The organism is Neobacillus solisequens (assembly GCF_051233465.1).
In the GTDB taxonomy this organism is placed as follows: domain Bacteria; phylum Bacillota; class Bacilli; order Bacillales; family Cytobacillaceae; genus Neobacillus.
Genome location: NZ_JBKFGJ010000003.1, coordinates 13,253 through 29,212, shown reverse-complemented (window position 1 = coordinate 29,212; position 15,960 = coordinate 13,253). Strand labels below are relative to the sequence as shown.

The window sequence follows — 15,960 nt, the reverse complement described above, 5'->3', positions numbered from 1 at the left end:
TCATACATATATTTCCGTTTCTTCATTTTGGAAAAAGCTCTTCATCGCATGGAAAACATCTGCTTTTTGTTTGAGGATATAATAACGGAAGCGTTCGTCTTTAATATTTTTGTAAGCTGACATCAGGGTGGAATGACGATTATATTGATTGACCTCACCGTAGCCAAACATATTGGAGATTTTCATTAGTTCTTCAACAAGTTTAACACAGCGGGCATTGTCCGAGGTCAAATTATCACCGTCTGAAAAGTGAAATGGATAAATATTGTATTTACGCGGGTTATATTTTGAATCAATAACTTCTAGTGCTTTGCGGTAGGCAGATGAACAAATCGTACCGCCGCTCTCCCCTTTTGAGAAGAAATCTTCTTCGGAGACTATTTTGGCCTCTGTATGATGGGCAATAAATTCAATCTCTACTGTTTCATATTTTGTTCGTAAAAACCTTGTCATCCAGAAGAAGAAGCTACGGGCCATATATTTTTCCCAGATTCCCATCGATCCGCTCGTATCCATCATCGCCAGCACCACTGCTTTCGAATCAGGCTTTACGACTTCATTCCAGGTTTTAAATTTTAAATCTTCTTTGTAAATAGGATGAAATGCAGGCTTGCCACTCATCGCATTTCGTTTGAAGGCTGTCATCATCGTCCGCTTTTTATCGATGTTACCCATTAGACCAATTTTGCGAATATCATTGAATTCAATGTTTTCGACTAAATGCTCTTGATCTTCCTTCTTTTTCAGATTGGGCAGTTCTAATTGTTTAAATAATGCCTCTTCCAGTTCCATTAAAGACACTTCAGCCTCAAAATAATCTTCGCCAGCCTGATCCCCTGCTCCTTGCCCTTTTCCTGGACCTTTCTGAGCACTAGAACCGTCACGTGCGACTACATCCCCTATCTGACTGTCACCTTCACCTTGGCCCACGTGTTTATTTTTATCATAGTTATATCGAATTTTATATTCGTCCAGAGAACGTATCGGAATTTTTACCACATCTCGACCGTTAGACATGATAATACTTTCTTCTGTGATGAGGTCGGGAAGGTTGTTACGAATAGCCTCTTGGACTTTTTCTTGATGGCGTTGTTGGTCATCGTGGCCTTTACGGTGGAGGGACCAATCTTCTTTTGAGATCACAAACTGATGGTTATCGACAGACATTGTAAACCCCTCCTTAATCATATTAAATTTCAAGTTGCACACTTTTGTCGTCAAAAACATACAATAGCCCGAGTGATAATCAGATAAAATATAGATTACTTTATCCTATGCAAAAACAGCAAATAATTTACAAATTATTTTGGCAATTTGGATTTAAGCCTTACAAAATGGACAAACAAATTTCAATAATAGAGTAGGAGGGTAATTTTAATCCCCGACCTCTCACACCATCGTACGTACAGTTTCGTATACGTCGGTTCAATCTTTTAAGTACCGTAACTCATAAAGTTGGGAGATGTCTTTCAGTCCTTCTAAGACGGGTGATAATGGTTCCCATTGCGGAGCCCCTCTGTTGTTTCAATCCAATAGACCTCCCCGGGTAAGAGCGCCTGTGTGGACTTTCACCACCAAGTTATCGCCCATGCCGGTCGCACATAGAAAAGGCGCATGAATTTCATGCGCCTTTTTCAGAATTAAATCGATAAATGTCTTTTACTTTTTACAAAAGTCCATAGGAATATATGGTTTAACCCTGGATGCTACTTTGTTTTTCAATGCTGTTTGATTTTTTCAAATAGATTAGAGTTCTTTTCCGTTGGATGAAATCACTTTTTGATACCAATAAAAACTCTTTTTCTTGATTCTTTTTAAATCTTTTAATTGATTATCTTCTCTATTTACATAGATAAATCCATATCTTTTCTTAAATCCTTGATGAGTGGAAATGAGATCGATAGCAGACCAAGGACAATAACCAATAACATCTACACCATCTGAAACGGCCAATTTTAATTGTTCAATATGCCTACTTAAATAATCGATTCGATAGTCATCCTCAATGGAACCATCTAAGTTCACTTTATCGTATGCACCTATTCCATTTTCAGTAATGATAATAGGCAAATGATAACGGTCGCTCACTTCTCTTAATGTCACTCTAAATCCAAGTGGGTCAATCTCCCAGCCGAAATCGGACAATTCAAGATACTCGTTGTCGTCCCCCATAAAGAATCCTTCTTCTCCTACTTCAATTTGCTGATCACCAGTATCATCCAATATTATATTCTCGCCATACGCCTTAACAGTGATAGAAGAATAATAATTAAAAGCAATATAATCAGGTTTGGCACTTGATATTATTTCCATATCTCCAACTAGAATTGCTGGTTCGATCTTTTTCTTTTTCATAAAATCCCATGCTATATTGTTATAACGACCATGTACGGCCATATCTAAATATAGCCAATTTCGAATTGCATTGCAGGTTTGAGCAGCAATAATATCATTCGGATTACACGTTTTGGGATAAATATAACTAATATTAGGGGCAGGGCCAATTTTGGCATCGGGTATTAGTTGATGGCATAAATTGGTTGCTCTCGCTGCCGCTAGAAACAAATGATGATTTTGCTGATATAATTCTTTTTGGGAATTAACAGAAGTCCCAATTGCCCCGCTATGTAAAATCATCATATTTTGTTCATTGATGGTCACCCAATGTTTAACCCGATCACCAAACCGTTCAAAGAGAACTTTACAGTAATTTAGAAAAGCATCAATCGTTGATCGATTACTCCATCCACCCTTTTTCTCTAATTCATATGGTAAATCAAAATGGTAGATAGTAACGATTGGTGTTATATGATGTTTTACCAATTCATCAATTAAATTATGATAAAACAGAATACCTTTTTCATTTATTTCTCCCTCACCATTAGGAAAAATACGAGTCCAAGCAATCGAAAATCGATAGCCTTTTAATCCTAATTCAGAAAAAAGCTTGATATCTTCTTTAAATTTGTGATAGTGATCACTACAAACTTTAAAATCTGATATCCCATCAGGTATATCTTTTACATCTTGAATAGAAAGCCCCTTTCCATCCAAATTGTAAGCACCTTCTACTTGATAAGCACTTGTGGAAGCACCCCATAAAAAATCCTTTTTAAATGTATGTTTACTCATATATAAACCTTTCTAGTTCATTCAAATTATTTAACATGGCATATTGAATTCTTAACGATTATTGAGATTTTTATTGATTGCAGGACTGCTGCTAGTTACTTGCTTTAATAATTCCTCATACCCTGCTATTCTCTCATGAACACTAATAAATTCTTCTGAAATTACTTTAAACCCTTCAGCACTCATCAGCTGGTCTTCAGCATGGGCTAATAGTAAACTGACTTCTACTTTTTCTCCACTTGCCTCTTGACTAACAAGTCCTGCATGGGCCTTATGGCCTTGAATAAAAGATTCAGCACCTTCTTTTATTAAGGCTTTAGCTTGCTCAAATTTCCCTTCTTTCGCCAGCTGAATCGCTTCAATATAGGATGATCGTGCACTACCTACTGCCGAAATGATTTGAAAAACAATATATTCGTTTGATTCCAAGAGTTGTCTCCCCCTATTTATACTTTGAATTTACTAATAATTAATTATTTGCAGCTACCTTTTGTTCTGACTCATAAGCTTTTTTATCGCCAATTTTAAAGAAAGGATAGTATAATAAAATCTGAGAAATGATAATTAAACATATCATTAATAACAACAGCCATCCCCCTGAAACGAAGCCTGAAACAGGCGCAGGTGTAACCCATGGTAATTCTATTAAAGGATTGAAGTTTGATAAAATCCCCGTAATTTTTAAGAAAACAATGGCGATAAGTCCACCAACAATTGAAGAAGTTACCAAGGGAATAAAATAAATTGGATTTAACACAAGTGGCAACCCAAACACAAGTGGTTCATTGATATTAAACATGTTCGGGATAATTCCAATTCTTCCAAGTGACTTATATTGTTCTGATTTTGCAAATAGCAAAACAATTGCTAAACCCAATGTATTTCCTGTCCCACCAACGGCGACAGCAAAGTGAATAAGACTAAAATCTAGGTAAGGTATTTCTGAAGTTGGTGCTCCATTTACAAAAGCTGTAATAGCCGCAGTAAATAATGGAGCTGTAGCACTATACCATACATTTATAATTGGTGCCGGATGCAAACCAAAGAACCAGCATAAATTCATAAAAGAGAAAATACCAATAACAGACCATACAGAAGATCCTATAACTTTTACAGGCAATGAAATTACTGAACTAACAAAATTAAAAATGTTTTCATAGGACGTATATCCGAATAACACTCTTATAAAGAAAATAAGTGTAAAAATAATGATTGAAATAAATACAGGATTAATCGAATCTGCTACCATAGGGGGGACTGATTCCGGCAACCTTACACCAATTTTTTTCTTTATTAAATAACAATATAATTTACTTGTAAGAACACCAACAAACATGGCAACGAATATCCCGTCACTTCCTAGATATTGTGTAAGAATGGCAGGAATATTTTCTTTCCCTACTGTTACAGACATAGGAATTAAACAAAGAAAACTACCTAAAGCAATCACGCCTGCTATCATTCCATTCATACCTTCTTCTTTAGCATAGGTATAACCAATGATAACCACGATATAAACGGCTAATAAACTTAATGTAGCAGTAATCATGTCTTGCATATGGATATATAATCCTGAATGTTTCAGAAAAGTTTGCCACCATTTAATTGGCAAATTGCCTAAAATAGCAAACAGTGTAACTCCAATCGTAACAGGAATTACCATCATCATCCCAGTTGTTATTGCATTTACCGTTTTATTGTTTCCTAGAAACGTTGTTAAAGGCGTAATGATTTGCTCTAGTGCTTTTTGCATCGATTGTAAGAATTTCATTTTGACCTCCAAAATTACCATTTGGGATTTGATTAGTCTATTTATCTTTTTTACCCTTTTCGAGGTAGCTCATATCATTTACAGATTCTACTTTGTAGTTTCCATCCTTATATATCAGTTTGGATACACTTGCATTGTTAAGTCCACCTTCAAGATCATCTAAAGACTCAGGTGATATTGTGTATAATAACCCCATTAATGATATTCCATGTGATACTATCAGAACATTTCCACCGCCATCTTTTTCTGCCTCTTCGGCAATTTTATCTACTTCATTCCTTATTCTCTCGGAAACTTGTTCAGCACTTTCAGCCTGTTTTGTTTTATCAATTTTTGCAGATGTATTTAGCAAGATATCCATATCAAAATTTCCCATAAATTGATCAAATGACATATGATTTGCTTCTGCAAGTTTCATATAAAAAGTGTGATTAAGTTCACCTTCAAATTCTCCAAAATTTGCTTCCCGTAAGCTTTTGTTTTGAATTAATTTAACATTTTTTTGTTCACTTTTATCTAGTAATATTTGTGCTGTCTCGATAGCACGTCCGCTATCACTGCTAAATGCTTTTGCAAACTGTACGCCTTTTAACCCTTTCCCAAGAAATTCCGCCGCTTCTTTTCCCTTTTCATTAAGTGGAGAATCTGCCCAACCTTGGACTCGATCTGTTGTATTAAACATCGTTTTACCGTGTCTAACCAAATAAATTTCTACTGGTTTCGTTTCCTTCGATTGTTTAACTTCATTTGTTGAACAACCAAATAAAGAAACTGTCAATAAACATATTAGACTTAGTGAAAGTAATTTTTTACCCATGATAACACCACCTCGTATATTCCTATTAATCATAAACTCCTCTTATTAAAGGAAAATCTCTCTTTATAAATATAGACTCTTGGGCTTTACTGAGCTGGATTTGGGATGTAGACATTCTCCAAGAGTCTATATATAATCTTTAAGATTTCTCCAGTTTACGAAACTTTAATCTCCTAGTATTTTTTTTACCTGTTCAATTACTTTTTTTCCATCTAACATTCCATATGCCATCATATCGATCACTTCAATCGGTTTCCCTGGAAACAGACCTTTTACAGAATTTTGAGCATATCGCACTTGTGGGCCCAACAAAATGATATCAGCTGATTGACCAACTGTTTGAGCTTCTGCCAATGGAAATGCTTTAATATCACAATCATAGTTTGATTGTTGTGCAGAATCCTTCATTTTGTTCATCAACATACTTGTAGACATACCTGCATTACAAAGAAGAATAATGTTTCTCATGCCAAAAACCTCCAGATAATAAATTAATAATTCTAATTAAGAAATGATTTATGAACTAGTTCCTAAAATTCAATATAGAATATGGTCTAAGACTAGGGTCAACAACTTTTTAATGTTTCATTTTTCTGAAATTCTATCATTAAACATTCATGGATTAACTTCTTCCAATCCTACTTGAAAATCTCCATCATGAAGAGATTGAACTACTTCTAACAGTGCCAGGTAATAAAAAAGCACTCGTTGCTATATCGCATCGAATGCTTCGAATCATCTACTCCATGCTTATAAACAAGGAGTCATTTAAAGAAATACAAATTAGTTAGTAAAACAAAACCAAATAGATTTATTCAGGGTTACTCTCCAACGGGTAGCTCTGCTTTCTTATGGGCTTTTTTAGGTGAATTTTTATTTTTGGCTCTGTTAAACTTGTATGTTGATTTCCGCTCCAGGCACTTCGCTTTCCGTGGGCGTTTCGGCGATCCTCCTCGGCGCTTGCACCTGTGGGGTCTCTCCAGAACCGTACTCCCACAGGACATTGAATTGCTTCCTTGACTCTGCCCACGCACGAAGGAAATGCGTCAGAATTTTCGAGGAGTCTTCGTGCCTTCCGCTCCTATCAACAGGGTTTAAAAATCAACAGTATTCATTAACATAGCCTTATTTTTATAAAAAGCAATACTTCACTTTGATTTGTAATACCGTTCCCTTATTATCCATTATTTATATAATACGAAAATTAAATGTTAGTTACTATTGCATCATTACTTATAATGATCGGGATTATGATCACGTAGTTTTCAAATGTTTTCTCTTGTTGTTTTGTTTCACAAACATACCGACATAAAATATCACCATTTTGGGTGTAGCCTAATGAATGAATAACTGCAATAAGTTCTTCAATTTTTTTCATGGACATTGTTTCATTTACATCTTTACTATAAAAATATTTAAAACACTTCCCCATCGTTAGTTTTATGACAGAATCATCAACGGGTGCTTGATATTCCCTTATTTTGGATTCAGCAATAGCCATCACCCAATAACACCCCTTGAAATCTTGGAATTGAATTTGGTTTTTGGGAATGTATATGGCTGAATATACACTGGGTGAATAATTTAGCCAAATTTTAAAAAGAGGGTTTTCACATAATGTACCATTGTCCATTTGAACATGCTTTAGAAGATAATATGTTTCAGCAGTCTCAATGATCCATCGTTTATCATCCGACTTATATTCCTGTAATAGTTGAACATATTCAGAAATTTTCCTTACCTCTTTTTCTAAATTTTTTATTTCCTCTTTTTTTTGAGCAATTTTATTATTACATGTTGAAATGATTCCATTTAAATCAAATCCATTAAATATGGACCCTATATCTTTTACTTGAAAACCCATTTGGCGAAAGGTTTTTATCGCTAAAAATGTCCCAAAATCATCATATGTATAATATCTAAATCCAGATTCCTGGTCTTTTTGAGGTTTTAAAAATCCTTTTTTCTCATAAAATCTTAATGCATCTAGTGAAACGCCAAATTCCTTTCCAACCTCACCAATCTTATATTTTTTCATCCAGTTTCACACCTGTCTTTATGTACATCCTATTTTCATTATGATTTAACAATTTCTAAATTAAATAAAAATAATGCACTATTATGTGTTTATAAACATCTCTTAGACCAATTAAAAACATAACTACAAAATAAATAATAGCATAAAAGAGCTAAACATATTTCTTCCAAATGCCTTGAATTATTTTATCAAATATCTTTTTTAATATAAAGTTACTGTGTTAAAACATAGCTAGGAAGCTATAAAAAAGACTGGCAGTTTTTCTACCAGTCTTTGTTTCGTTTTATCGGTTTAGTAAGCTACCTACATAGCGTAATAATTCATTTGCTGAGGTCGAATTATACCCGTGTTCATCAATTAACCTGGCGACAACCTCATTAATCTTTTTAAGTTGCTGCTCATCAGGAGTTTTAGAGGAGGTCGTAATTTTAACGACATCCTTAAGATCGGCAAACAGTTTCTTCTGAATGGCCTCACGTAAACGATCATGGGAATTATAATCGAATCGTTTGCCTTTTCTGGCAAATGCCGAGATTCTGATTAAGATTTCTTCCCTAAACGCCTTTTTCGCATTTTCAGAAATACCAATCTGTTCTTCAATGGAACGCATCAATTTTTCATCTGGATTAATTTCTTCCCCTGTTAATGGGTCACGAAGCTTCGCTTTATTGCAATAAGCTTCTACATTATCCAGATAATTGTCCATAAGGGTTTTGGCTGATTCTTCATAAGAGTAAACAAACGCTTTTTGAACTTCCTTCTTAGCAATATTATCATACTCTTTTCGGGCCAATGAAATATAGTTCATATAGCGTTCTCGTAGTTCAGCTGTTATCGATGGGTGCTGATCAAGACCATCTTTTAATGAACGTAACACATCTAAAGCATTAATCGATGGTACCTCTTTACGAATGATTGTGGAAGAAATTCTATTGATGACATAGCGTGGGTCAATACCGCTCATACCTTCATCTGGATACTCCTTCTTCAATTCATCCACATCGGCTGTATTGAAGCCCTCAACACTTTCGCCATCATAAAGGCGCATTTTCTTCACCAGGTCAATATCGCCTTTTTTCGGTTCCTTTAATCTGGTCAGGATCGTAAACATAGCCGCTACTCTTAACGTATGTGGTGCAATGTGAACATCAGAAACGTCACTTTCCCTAATCATTTTTTCATAAATACGCTCTTCCTGTGACACTTTTAAGTTATAAGGAATCGGCATAACAATGATCCTTGAATGTAGTGCCTCGTTCTTCTTATTGGAAATAAACGAGCGATATTCTGTTTCGTTGGTGTGCGCAACAATCAGTTCATCTGCTGAAATTAGCGCAAACCTTCCTGCTTTAAAGTTTCCTTCCTGTGTTAGAGATAAGAGATGCCACAGGAATTTCTCATCACATTTTAACATTTCTTGGAACTCCATCATTCCTCGGTTGGCTTTATTCAGTTCACCGTCAAAGCGATAAGCACGCGGATCTGATTCGGAGCCAAATTCGGCAATGGTTGAAAAATCAATGCTTCCCGTTAAATCAGCAATATCTTGTGATTTAGGGTCAGATGGACTAAAGGTTCCAATTCCGGTTCGTTTATCCTCGGAGAAAAAGATTCGTTCTACTAATACATCTTCAATTCTTCCGCCATAATCCTGTTCAAGTCGCATCATATTCAAAGGTGACAAATTTCCTTCAATGCGAATTCCATATTCGTCATAGAAATCTTGTCGCAAATGATGAGGGATTAAATGAAGTGCATCTTCATGCATTGGGCAGCCTTTAATAGCAAACACAGAGCCACGATCCGTATGAGAGTATTTTTCCAACCCTCTTTTTAACATCGTTACAAGTGTCGATTTCCCACCGCTGACAGGTCCCATCAATAATAAGATACGCTTCCGGACATCCAATCGTTTAGCAGCTGGATGGAAGTATTCTTCAACAAGTCGTTCCAAGGCCTCTTCTAAACCATACAATTCATTACAAAAGAAATTGTACTTTTTCGTCCCGTTAACTTCTTCAATTCCTGCATCTCTGATCATGTTATATACTCGAGAATGTGCAGACTGTGCTACCCATGGCTTTTCTTTTAACAACTGTAAGTAATCCGCGAAAGATCCTTCCCAACGAAGTTTTTCCTCTTCTTCACGATACCTCTCGATTTTTTTTAAGATATCCATAAGCCCCTCCCCCTGTAGTTAATCAGAGACGATTAATATACTCTATGCAGATAATGAATTGAACATGCGTGACCAAGATGTATTTGTTTTAAGATTCGAAACTTACACTTTTCATTTTTTACAGTTAGGTTATAATAAGATATATGCGAACAAAATGAAATATGTATGACGAAGGGAGAAATACATAACGATGGGAACTTTTTTAATTATTCTAGTTATGATCGCCTTTTTATCGGCTATTTTCACTGCAGGATACAATGACAAGCCAAATACAAAATAAAAAAATGAAAGGGCTGCCGATTTTGGCAGCCCTTTATCGTAAGTCCATTTTATTCTTTTGCACAAAGTCCTTCATATACATTCTACTTTGTTTTTCCAACATCGCCGCCATTTGTTCCGTCCAGCTATCTGTTCTTTTCCCACCTGTCCTATCTCTATAATAGTTAGAGATAAGTTCGTCATATTCCTTCAGTTGCTCAAGATATACCTCTTGGTCCTGCTCATATTCATCTTCATGATAAATATGTTCAAACGGAAGCCTAGGCTTTTGTCCCGTTAATTTCGTTGGATAGCCAACTGCGATACCAAACAGAGGAATGACCCGCTCCGGAGTCTTTAGCAGTTGTTTGACTTCCTCAAGGTTATTACGAATACCACCTATGTAACAAATTCCTAATCCCATTGATTCTGCTGCAATAGCGGCATTTTGTGCAGCCAATGCTGCATCAATAAGGGCAACCATAAATTTTTCCGTGCTTTGAATAGAAGGTAAAACCTCTTTTTGATGGTGCTCTCCGATAAGTTGATGTCGGTATAAATCTGCGCAAAAAACAAAAAAGTGACCATTGATCGCTACATATTCTTGATTTCCAGCAATTTCAGCCAATTTTCTTTTCCTTTCTTGATCCTTAACACCAATGATGGAATAGGCTTGAACAAAGCTTGAAGTGGGAGCTGCTTGAGCACAAGAAACTATTGTCTTGATTTGCTCATCAGTTAACGGCTGATCCTCAAAATGACGAAGTGAGCGATGGTTTAGTATAGTAGAGATAACTTCATTCATAGTAATCCTCCCTTTCGTTTAGAAAAAAAGGCCTAATAACTAGGCCCTTTCCGCTCTAAATTTGGATAGTTTTGCTGACGAAGTACTTCATAGACCAAGATGGCGGCAGTATTAGCAAGATTCAGAGACCGAACTTGATCTTTCATCGGAATCCTTAAGGAACTATCTTTATTTTCAGCAAGCAAATCCTTCGGTAATCCTGTTGTTTCCTTTCCAAAAATAAAGTAATAGTCCTGTTCTGAATCACTATAATCAAATGAACTATGCGACTTTTCACCGAATTTTGTCATATAGAAGAACTGTCCACCTGCGTTTTGCTCAAAAAAATCATCAAGTGAATCATAATAGTGAATATTTACAAATTCCCAATAGTCCAAACCAGCCCGTTTTAGCATTTTATCATCTGTTGAAAAACCTAAAGGATGAATTAAGTGTAAAGTGGTATTGGTTGCAGCACAAGTACGTGCGATATTACCTGTATTTGATGGAATTTCAGGTTGATAGAGAACTACGTGTATAGACATGTCTTTCACCTCTAATAAAAACTCTATATGCAATTATACCACTACCATTTTTCCAAACAAGAATTATCCATTATCATCCATAATGGAATAAAATTTGTACTTTATATTAGGGGTATAAGCTGAAGAGTCTTCATAGGCCCAATACCTCTGTCTGCTGTTATAGGTATGAGCATTGACCAGTGGCATACCATTTGCATCTTTGCCAGTCACGATGGTATTGTGGTTGAACCTCCCGTCCCCTTCAAAATCATAGCAGATAATATCCCCTAATAATAATTGATCAGGACTGTTCACTTCTCTAGCACGCAAACCGCTTTGTGATTTTGGTAAATAGAGACGGAGTGAATGGGCGATCGCCCAGCTATAGCTCCAATTATTCGTCTGCGTCCACCAGCCGTTCCCCCTGTTTGGGTAGCCTCTCATAGGTGCTCCTCCCGCCCGGAGACACTGTGAAATAAAGTTGGTACAATCATTTTCAAATTTTTTATAAGCAGGATTATAGCTGTTCCACCATCTTTCAGCATACTGGACGGCCCTTAAGCGATTATATGCATAGCTCAGTCGTTCCATATCTCCAGTTGATGGGATTTCTGCTCCAATATCAGTTTGGTCAATAGGAGTCTTAATTTCCTCATCCATGATCAAGGCCCCTTTATAAAATTGCGCCTGTCTATCTTCTGCTTCTTCCTCTAAATATAAATGCCCTTTTTGCTTGATTAGATACTTATAATGAGCTGTATATTTAATTTTCTGAATATCTTTGTCCTGAATTTCTTCAATTATTTTCCCTGCCGTCTTAACTTTTACAATTTCTGCAGACCGCTTAGCCATAGCATCTATCTTCCTTACGGCTTTAAAAAAAGGATCCTTGGAGCATCGGTTAGCTGAAACAAATTGTTGAGCTCTTGATTCAAATAATTCTTGTAATGATTCGAGCATAAGTTATCCCTCCTCCTTCACATACATATGAGAGAAAAAAGGATTTCAATTCAAAAAAAAAAGCGAAATTCGCTTCTTAAGGTTGAAAAAAATGTAGGGCTTTTTGAATTTCATTTTTTACATCTTGGTCTTTTTCATGTTCCCTTGCCTTTATTAAAACCTTAAACGCTTGTTCTCCGCCAATTTTTCCAAGAGCCCATGCTGCTGTCCCTCTTACCACTGGACTTGCCTCTTTTTCCAAGATATCAGCCAATTCTGGGACCGCTGATCGATCCTTAAAATGGGCCAGGGCAATTATAGCATTGCGCTGAATGGGCCTCTTCCCCCGCCACGAACCGGCAAGGTATCCAAACCTCGTTTTAAATTCGCGGTTACTCAATTTCAGCAGTGGTATAAGCTTGGGTTTTACCGTTTCAGGATCAGGCTCTAATTCCTCATGGAAATGAAAGTTCTTCCCTTTATTATGCGGACAAGCCGTTTGGCAGGAATCGCAGCCGTAGATCCGATTTCCGATTTTGTTCCGAAATTCATCAGGAATAAGCCCTTTTGTTTGCGTTAAAAAAGAAATACAATGCTGGGCATTAATCTGCCCCCCTTGTACCAACGCACCTGTTGGGCAAGCTTCTAAGCATTTGGTACAAGAACCACATTGATCCTCGATCGGTTGATCTGGCTCGAATGGAATGTTGGTTATCATTTCACCAATATACACATAAGAACCAAACTCAGGTGTAATTACTGCGCAATTTTTGCCGCTCCAGCCAATTCCCGCCCTAACGGCCACTGCACGATCAGACAACTCCCCTGTATCAACCATCGATTTAATCAGGGCATCCGGCATTTTGGATAATATAAAATTCTCCAACTTTTTCAGTCGATCCTTTAACACTACATGATAATCCATTCCCCATGAGGCCCTAGCATAAATCCCTCTTCGATCGCCTTTTTTACTTTCTACCCGATTTGCCATTTTGGATGGATAGGCAAGTGCAATAGAGATTATGGAATTAGCCCCCTCAAGCAACAATGTGGGTGTCACTCTTTTTTCAATATCCGGCTCTTCAAATCCCGATTGATAACCGAGCTCTTGCTGCCTGATTAGGCGATTTTTCAGTTCTATAAAAGGATCGGCTGTCGTAAAACCAATTTTATCAATACCAATTTCTTTGCTATACTCTATAATCTCAGCTTTCACTTTATTTACATCCAATTTTCCTGACCTCCCTTCCTTCAGAATGGATCTATGTAAGTTTTACTATTTTAAACATCATATCTTCCTATGATAAACTATTTTTAATGGATTTTGGAGGTGGAAACATTGGAAATTCAACTTTCCCAAGAAATACTTGATCGGATTCCCTATTTTAAGGTGGGCGTTATTCAATATCACCATATAACGGTTGGGGAATCACCACAAATGTTAAAAGGACGGCTTCAGCTTTTTCAAGAATCGATATACTTTGATTCAGATAGCAAACCGCTAACAGAACTGCCTGGAATTTCGGAGTGGCGGGATATTTTTAAAAAGACGGGAAAAGACCCAAATCGTTACCGGCATTCGGCTGAAGCGTTATACAGACGGATACAAAAACAAAATTACCTTCCTTCCGTACAAAGTGCAATTGATCTAAATAACTTTTTTTCGTTGCAGTATCAGGTACCAATTGGAATTTATGATTCTGACCATATAGAGGGGGATGTTGTCATACGGCTTGGTCAAGATGGAGATGAATATTTGGGGTTAAACGGCCGTAACAATTCCGTTGACCATCTGATTATAACTGTTGACCGAGAAGGGCCATTTGGCAGTCCATTTGTGGATTCGAAGCGTACTGCGGTTACAGTTGATACAAAGAATGCGTTACAAATTGTTTACCTACAACCATCTACTGATAGGGAAAAGGCAAATAAACTCACTGAATCATTGATGAATATGTTTATGCAGCTTCATGGTGGGGAAGCCACTTATCAAATACTTGGATAAAATAAAAAACGCAATGCATCGTTCTTAGTGAAACGGTACACTGCGTTAGCTAATATGTATGGAGCGGGTGATGAGAATCGAACTCACGACAACAGCTTGGAAGGCTGTGGTTTTACCATTAAACTACACCCGCATTTGTAATGCGATTTGATGAACAAATCGACCTTTATAATATTACATATCTTCTTAACATAAGTCAAGAGGAAAATGTAATTTTATGTCGAAATACCTGTTGTTCGTTTTTTTACTAGCATTTGGCGTGCTCTTAGGCAAAGTAAAGGGCTTAGTTGCACTGATGCCCGATAGGAAAGGTTATACTTTCCTATCGGCCAAGAAAGTCAGATAAATGGTCTCTTTTATGAAATATATATGTTTAACCAATGAATAATATCCTTGTAAACTTCAGTTTTGTTCGTTTCATTTAATATTTCGTGACGGGCACTCTCATAAAACTTATATGTGACATCTTCCAAGCCAGCTTGTTTGTAAGACTCATACGTCTTTAGTACCCCCTTCGTGTTACCTCCTACAGGATCCTTACTGCCAGCAAGTAACAGGATTGGGAGCTTGGCAGGAATTTTTACTATGTTCTCATGTCTATTAATAATCTCCAATCCGCCAAGAAGGTCATGAAAAAAACCTGCTGAGAAAATTCCTCCACAAAATGGGTCTTCTATATATCGATCCACTTCTTTTTCATCCCGGCTTAACCAGTCAAACTCGGTACGAGTGGGTTTAAACGCTTTGTTGTAACTGCCAAAGGTTAAATTATTTAGCAATGGGCTAGGGGTTCTCCCCCCTTTTCTCTTGATTTCAAGGCTTGCTACCATCTTACCAACTTTACCCATTATACCTGGATCACCACCCGTTCCAGATAAAATCACTCCTGATAGTTGATCGCCAAATAATTGTATATAACGTCTAGATAAAAATGATCCCATACTATGGCCAAATAAGAAAATAGGGGTGGCAGGATGCTCTTTTTTTATAATAGATGTCAGTTCTCTCATATCTAGAACAACCTTTTCAAATCCTTGCTCATCAGCAAAGTAGCCAATACTATTCATTTTATCCCCAGTCTTTCCATGTCCCCGATGATCATTGCCATATACAATAAAATTTTGCGAGACAAGTTCCCTAGCGAATTTATCATACCTATTAATATGCTCCGCCATCCCGTGAGCAATTTGGATAATTGCCCTTGGAACCCCCTGATCCATCTCCCACTTTGAAGCAAAAATATCAACACCGTCTTTTGTCTGAAAAGTAAACTCAGATTGCTTCACCATAGTAACCACTCCTATTGAAAACGTTATATATCATCACCAATAATAGCAAATCTATTAAAATGGTCATGTATGATCTATTTTTCATTTTACTGCTGCTAGTATATATGTATTTATAACTAAATTTAATTATACCTCTATACCACTTCCCGTTAAACCTTTTGAATAAGACGCCATTAATAAAAGATACAAATCTTATTTTAATATAACTATCAAATATACTCTAA

Annotated in this window: 13 protein-coding genes, 1 tRNA gene and 1 pseudogene; 1 reads left to right on the top strand and 14 read right to left on the bottom strand. The window is 36.6% G+C overall.

Translation table 11 applies throughout. The features are described 5' to 3' along the window. From yhbH to queG, 12 genes and pseudogenes are all read right to left on the bottom strand, one after another. Complete coding sequence (yhbH, locus tag ACI3K6_RS04360) at nt 1–1,167, bottom strand: sporulation protein YhbH (protein WP_335476852.1); 1,167 nt, start codon at nt 1,165–1,167, stop codon at nt 1–3. Nucleotides 1,168–1,746: 579 nt separating this feature from the next. After that, nucleotides 1,747–3,132 (bottom strand): glycoside hydrolase family 1 protein, encoded by a 1,386-nt coding sequence (locus ACI3K6_RS04355; RefSeq protein WP_435553889.1) that lies wholly within the window; start codon nt 3,130–3,132, stop codon nt 1,747–1,749. 132 nt (nt 3,133–3,264) lie between these two features. Beyond that, nucleotides 3,265–3,561, bottom strand: a pseudogene (locus tag ACI3K6_RS04350) (PTS sugar transporter subunit IIA); the annotation flags it as partial. A gap of 40 nt (nt 3,562–3,601) precedes the next feature. Next, a complete protein-coding gene (locus ACI3K6_RS04345; RefSeq protein ID WP_435553888.1) occupies nt 3,602–4,903 on the bottom strand; it encodes a PTS sugar transporter subunit IIC in 1,302 nt (433 codons plus the stop codon). 37 nt (nt 4,904–4,940) lie between these two features. Continuing rightward, nucleotides 4,941–5,720 carry a histidine phosphatase family protein gene (locus ACI3K6_RS04340; protein ID WP_435553887.1) on the bottom strand — a complete coding sequence of 260 codons (780 nt, stop codon included), beginning with the start codon at nt 5,718–5,720 and terminating at the stop codon, nt 4,941–4,943. 165 nt (nt 5,721–5,885) lie between these two features. Beyond that, entirely contained in the window at nt 5,886–6,188 is a 303-nt protein-coding gene (locus ACI3K6_RS04335; RefSeq protein WP_435553886.1) for a PTS sugar transporter subunit IIB, read from the bottom strand. A 736-nt stretch (nt 6,189–6,924) separates the two neighbouring features. Next, a complete protein-coding gene (locus ACI3K6_RS04330; RefSeq protein ID WP_435553885.1) occupies nt 6,925–7,758 on the bottom strand; it encodes a MerR family transcriptional regulator in 834 nt (277 codons plus the stop codon). Nucleotides 7,759–8,041: 283 nt separating this feature from the next. Beyond that, complete coding sequence (locus ACI3K6_RS04325; RefSeq protein WP_435553884.1) at nt 8,042–9,937, bottom strand: PrkA family serine protein kinase; 1,896 nt, start codon at nt 9,935–9,937, stop codon at nt 8,042–8,044. A 313-nt stretch (nt 9,938–10,250) separates the two neighbouring features. Next, the gene (gene nfsA, locus ACI3K6_RS04320) at nt 10,251–11,000 is read right to left on the bottom strand and encodes an oxygen-insensitive NADPH nitroreductase (RefSeq protein WP_435553883.1); all 750 of its coding nucleotides are present in this window, start codon (nt 10,998–11,000) and stop codon (nt 10,251–10,253) included. Nucleotides 11,001–11,032: 32 nt separating this feature from the next. Beyond that, nucleotides 11,033–11,524 (bottom strand): tRNA (uridine(34)/cytosine(34)/5-carboxymethylaminomethyluridine(34)-2'-O)-methyltransferase TrmL, encoded by a 492-nt coding sequence (gene trmL, locus ACI3K6_RS04315; protein ID WP_435553882.1) that lies wholly within the window; start codon nt 11,522–11,524, stop codon nt 11,033–11,035. A gap of 63 nt (nt 11,525–11,587) precedes the next feature. Further along, a complete protein-coding gene (locus tag ACI3K6_RS04310; protein WP_435553881.1) occupies nt 11,588–12,463 on the bottom strand; it encodes an amidase domain-containing protein in 876 nt (291 codons plus the stop codon). Nucleotides 12,464–12,539: 76 nt separating this feature from the next. Beyond that, entirely contained in the window at nt 12,540–13,673 is a 1,134-nt protein-coding gene (gene queG, locus ACI3K6_RS04305) for a tRNA epoxyqueuosine(34) reductase QueG (RefSeq protein ID WP_435553880.1), read from the bottom strand. Nucleotides 13,674–13,781: 108 nt separating this feature from the next. Here queG and ACI3K6_RS04300 point away from each other — a divergent pair, with 108 nt between their 5' ends. Beyond that, on the top strand, nt 13,782–14,447 hold the full coding sequence (locus tag ACI3K6_RS04300) for a B3/B4 domain-containing protein (protein ID WP_435553879.1): 666 nt from the start codon (nt 13,782–13,784) through the stop codon (nt 14,445–14,447). 59 nt (nt 14,448–14,506) lie between these two features. On the opposite strand, the gene ACI3K6_RS04295 is transcribed toward ACI3K6_RS04300, so the two are convergent. Both ACI3K6_RS04295 and ACI3K6_RS04290 read right to left on the bottom strand, forming a co-directional pair. After that, nucleotides 14,507–14,580: transfer RNA gene (locus tag ACI3K6_RS04295), tRNA-Gly, on the bottom strand. Nucleotides 14,581–14,803: 223 nt separating this feature from the next. Beyond that, nucleotides 14,804–15,736: an alpha/beta hydrolase gene (locus tag ACI3K6_RS04290; protein WP_435553878.1), complete on the bottom strand. Its 933-nt coding sequence runs from the start codon at nt 15,734–15,736 to the stop codon at nt 14,804–14,806. Between the last annotated feature and the right edge of the window lie 224 nt (nt 15,737–15,960).

Bases quoted from the DNA above. Each gene is read 5' to 3' on its own strand.
- yhbH (WP_335476852.1), bottom strand. From the start codon at position 1,167: ATGTCTGTCGATAACCATCAGTTTGTGATCTCAAAAGAAGATTGGTCC.
- ACI3K6_RS04355 (WP_435553889.1), bottom strand. From the start codon at position 3,132: ATGAGTAAACATACATTTAAAAAGGATTTTTTATGGGGTGCTTCCACA.
- ACI3K6_RS04345 (WP_435553888.1), bottom strand. From the start codon at position 4,903: ATGAAATTCTTACAATCGATGCAAAAAGCACTAGAGCAAATCATTACG.
- ACI3K6_RS04340 (WP_435553887.1), bottom strand. From the start codon at position 5,720: ATGGGTAAAAAATTACTTTCACTAAGTCTAATATGTTTATTGACAGTT.
- ACI3K6_RS04335 (WP_435553886.1), bottom strand. From the start codon at position 6,188: ATGAGAAACATTATTCTTCTTTGTAATGCAGGTATGTCTACAAGTATG.
- ACI3K6_RS04330 (WP_435553885.1), bottom strand. From the start codon at position 7,758: ATGAAAAAATATAAGATTGGTGAGGTTGGAAAGGAATTTGGCGTTTCA.
- ACI3K6_RS04325 (WP_435553884.1), bottom strand. From the start codon at position 9,937: ATGGATATCTTAAAAAAAATCGAGAGGTATCGTGAAGAAGAGGAAAAA.
- nfsA (WP_435553883.1), bottom strand. From the start codon at position 11,000: ATGAATGAAGTTATCTCTACTATACTAAACCATCGCTCACTTCGTCAT.
- trmL (WP_435553882.1), bottom strand. From the start codon at position 11,524: ATGTCTATACACGTAGTTCTCTATCAACCTGAAATTCCATCAAATACA.
- ACI3K6_RS04310 (WP_435553881.1), bottom strand. From the start codon at position 12,463: ATGCTCGAATCATTACAAGAATTATTTGAATCAAGAGCTCAACAATTT.
- ACI3K6_RS04290 (WP_435553878.1), bottom strand. From the start codon at position 15,736: ATGGTGAAGCAATCTGAGTTTACTTTTCAGACAAAAGACGGTGTTGAT.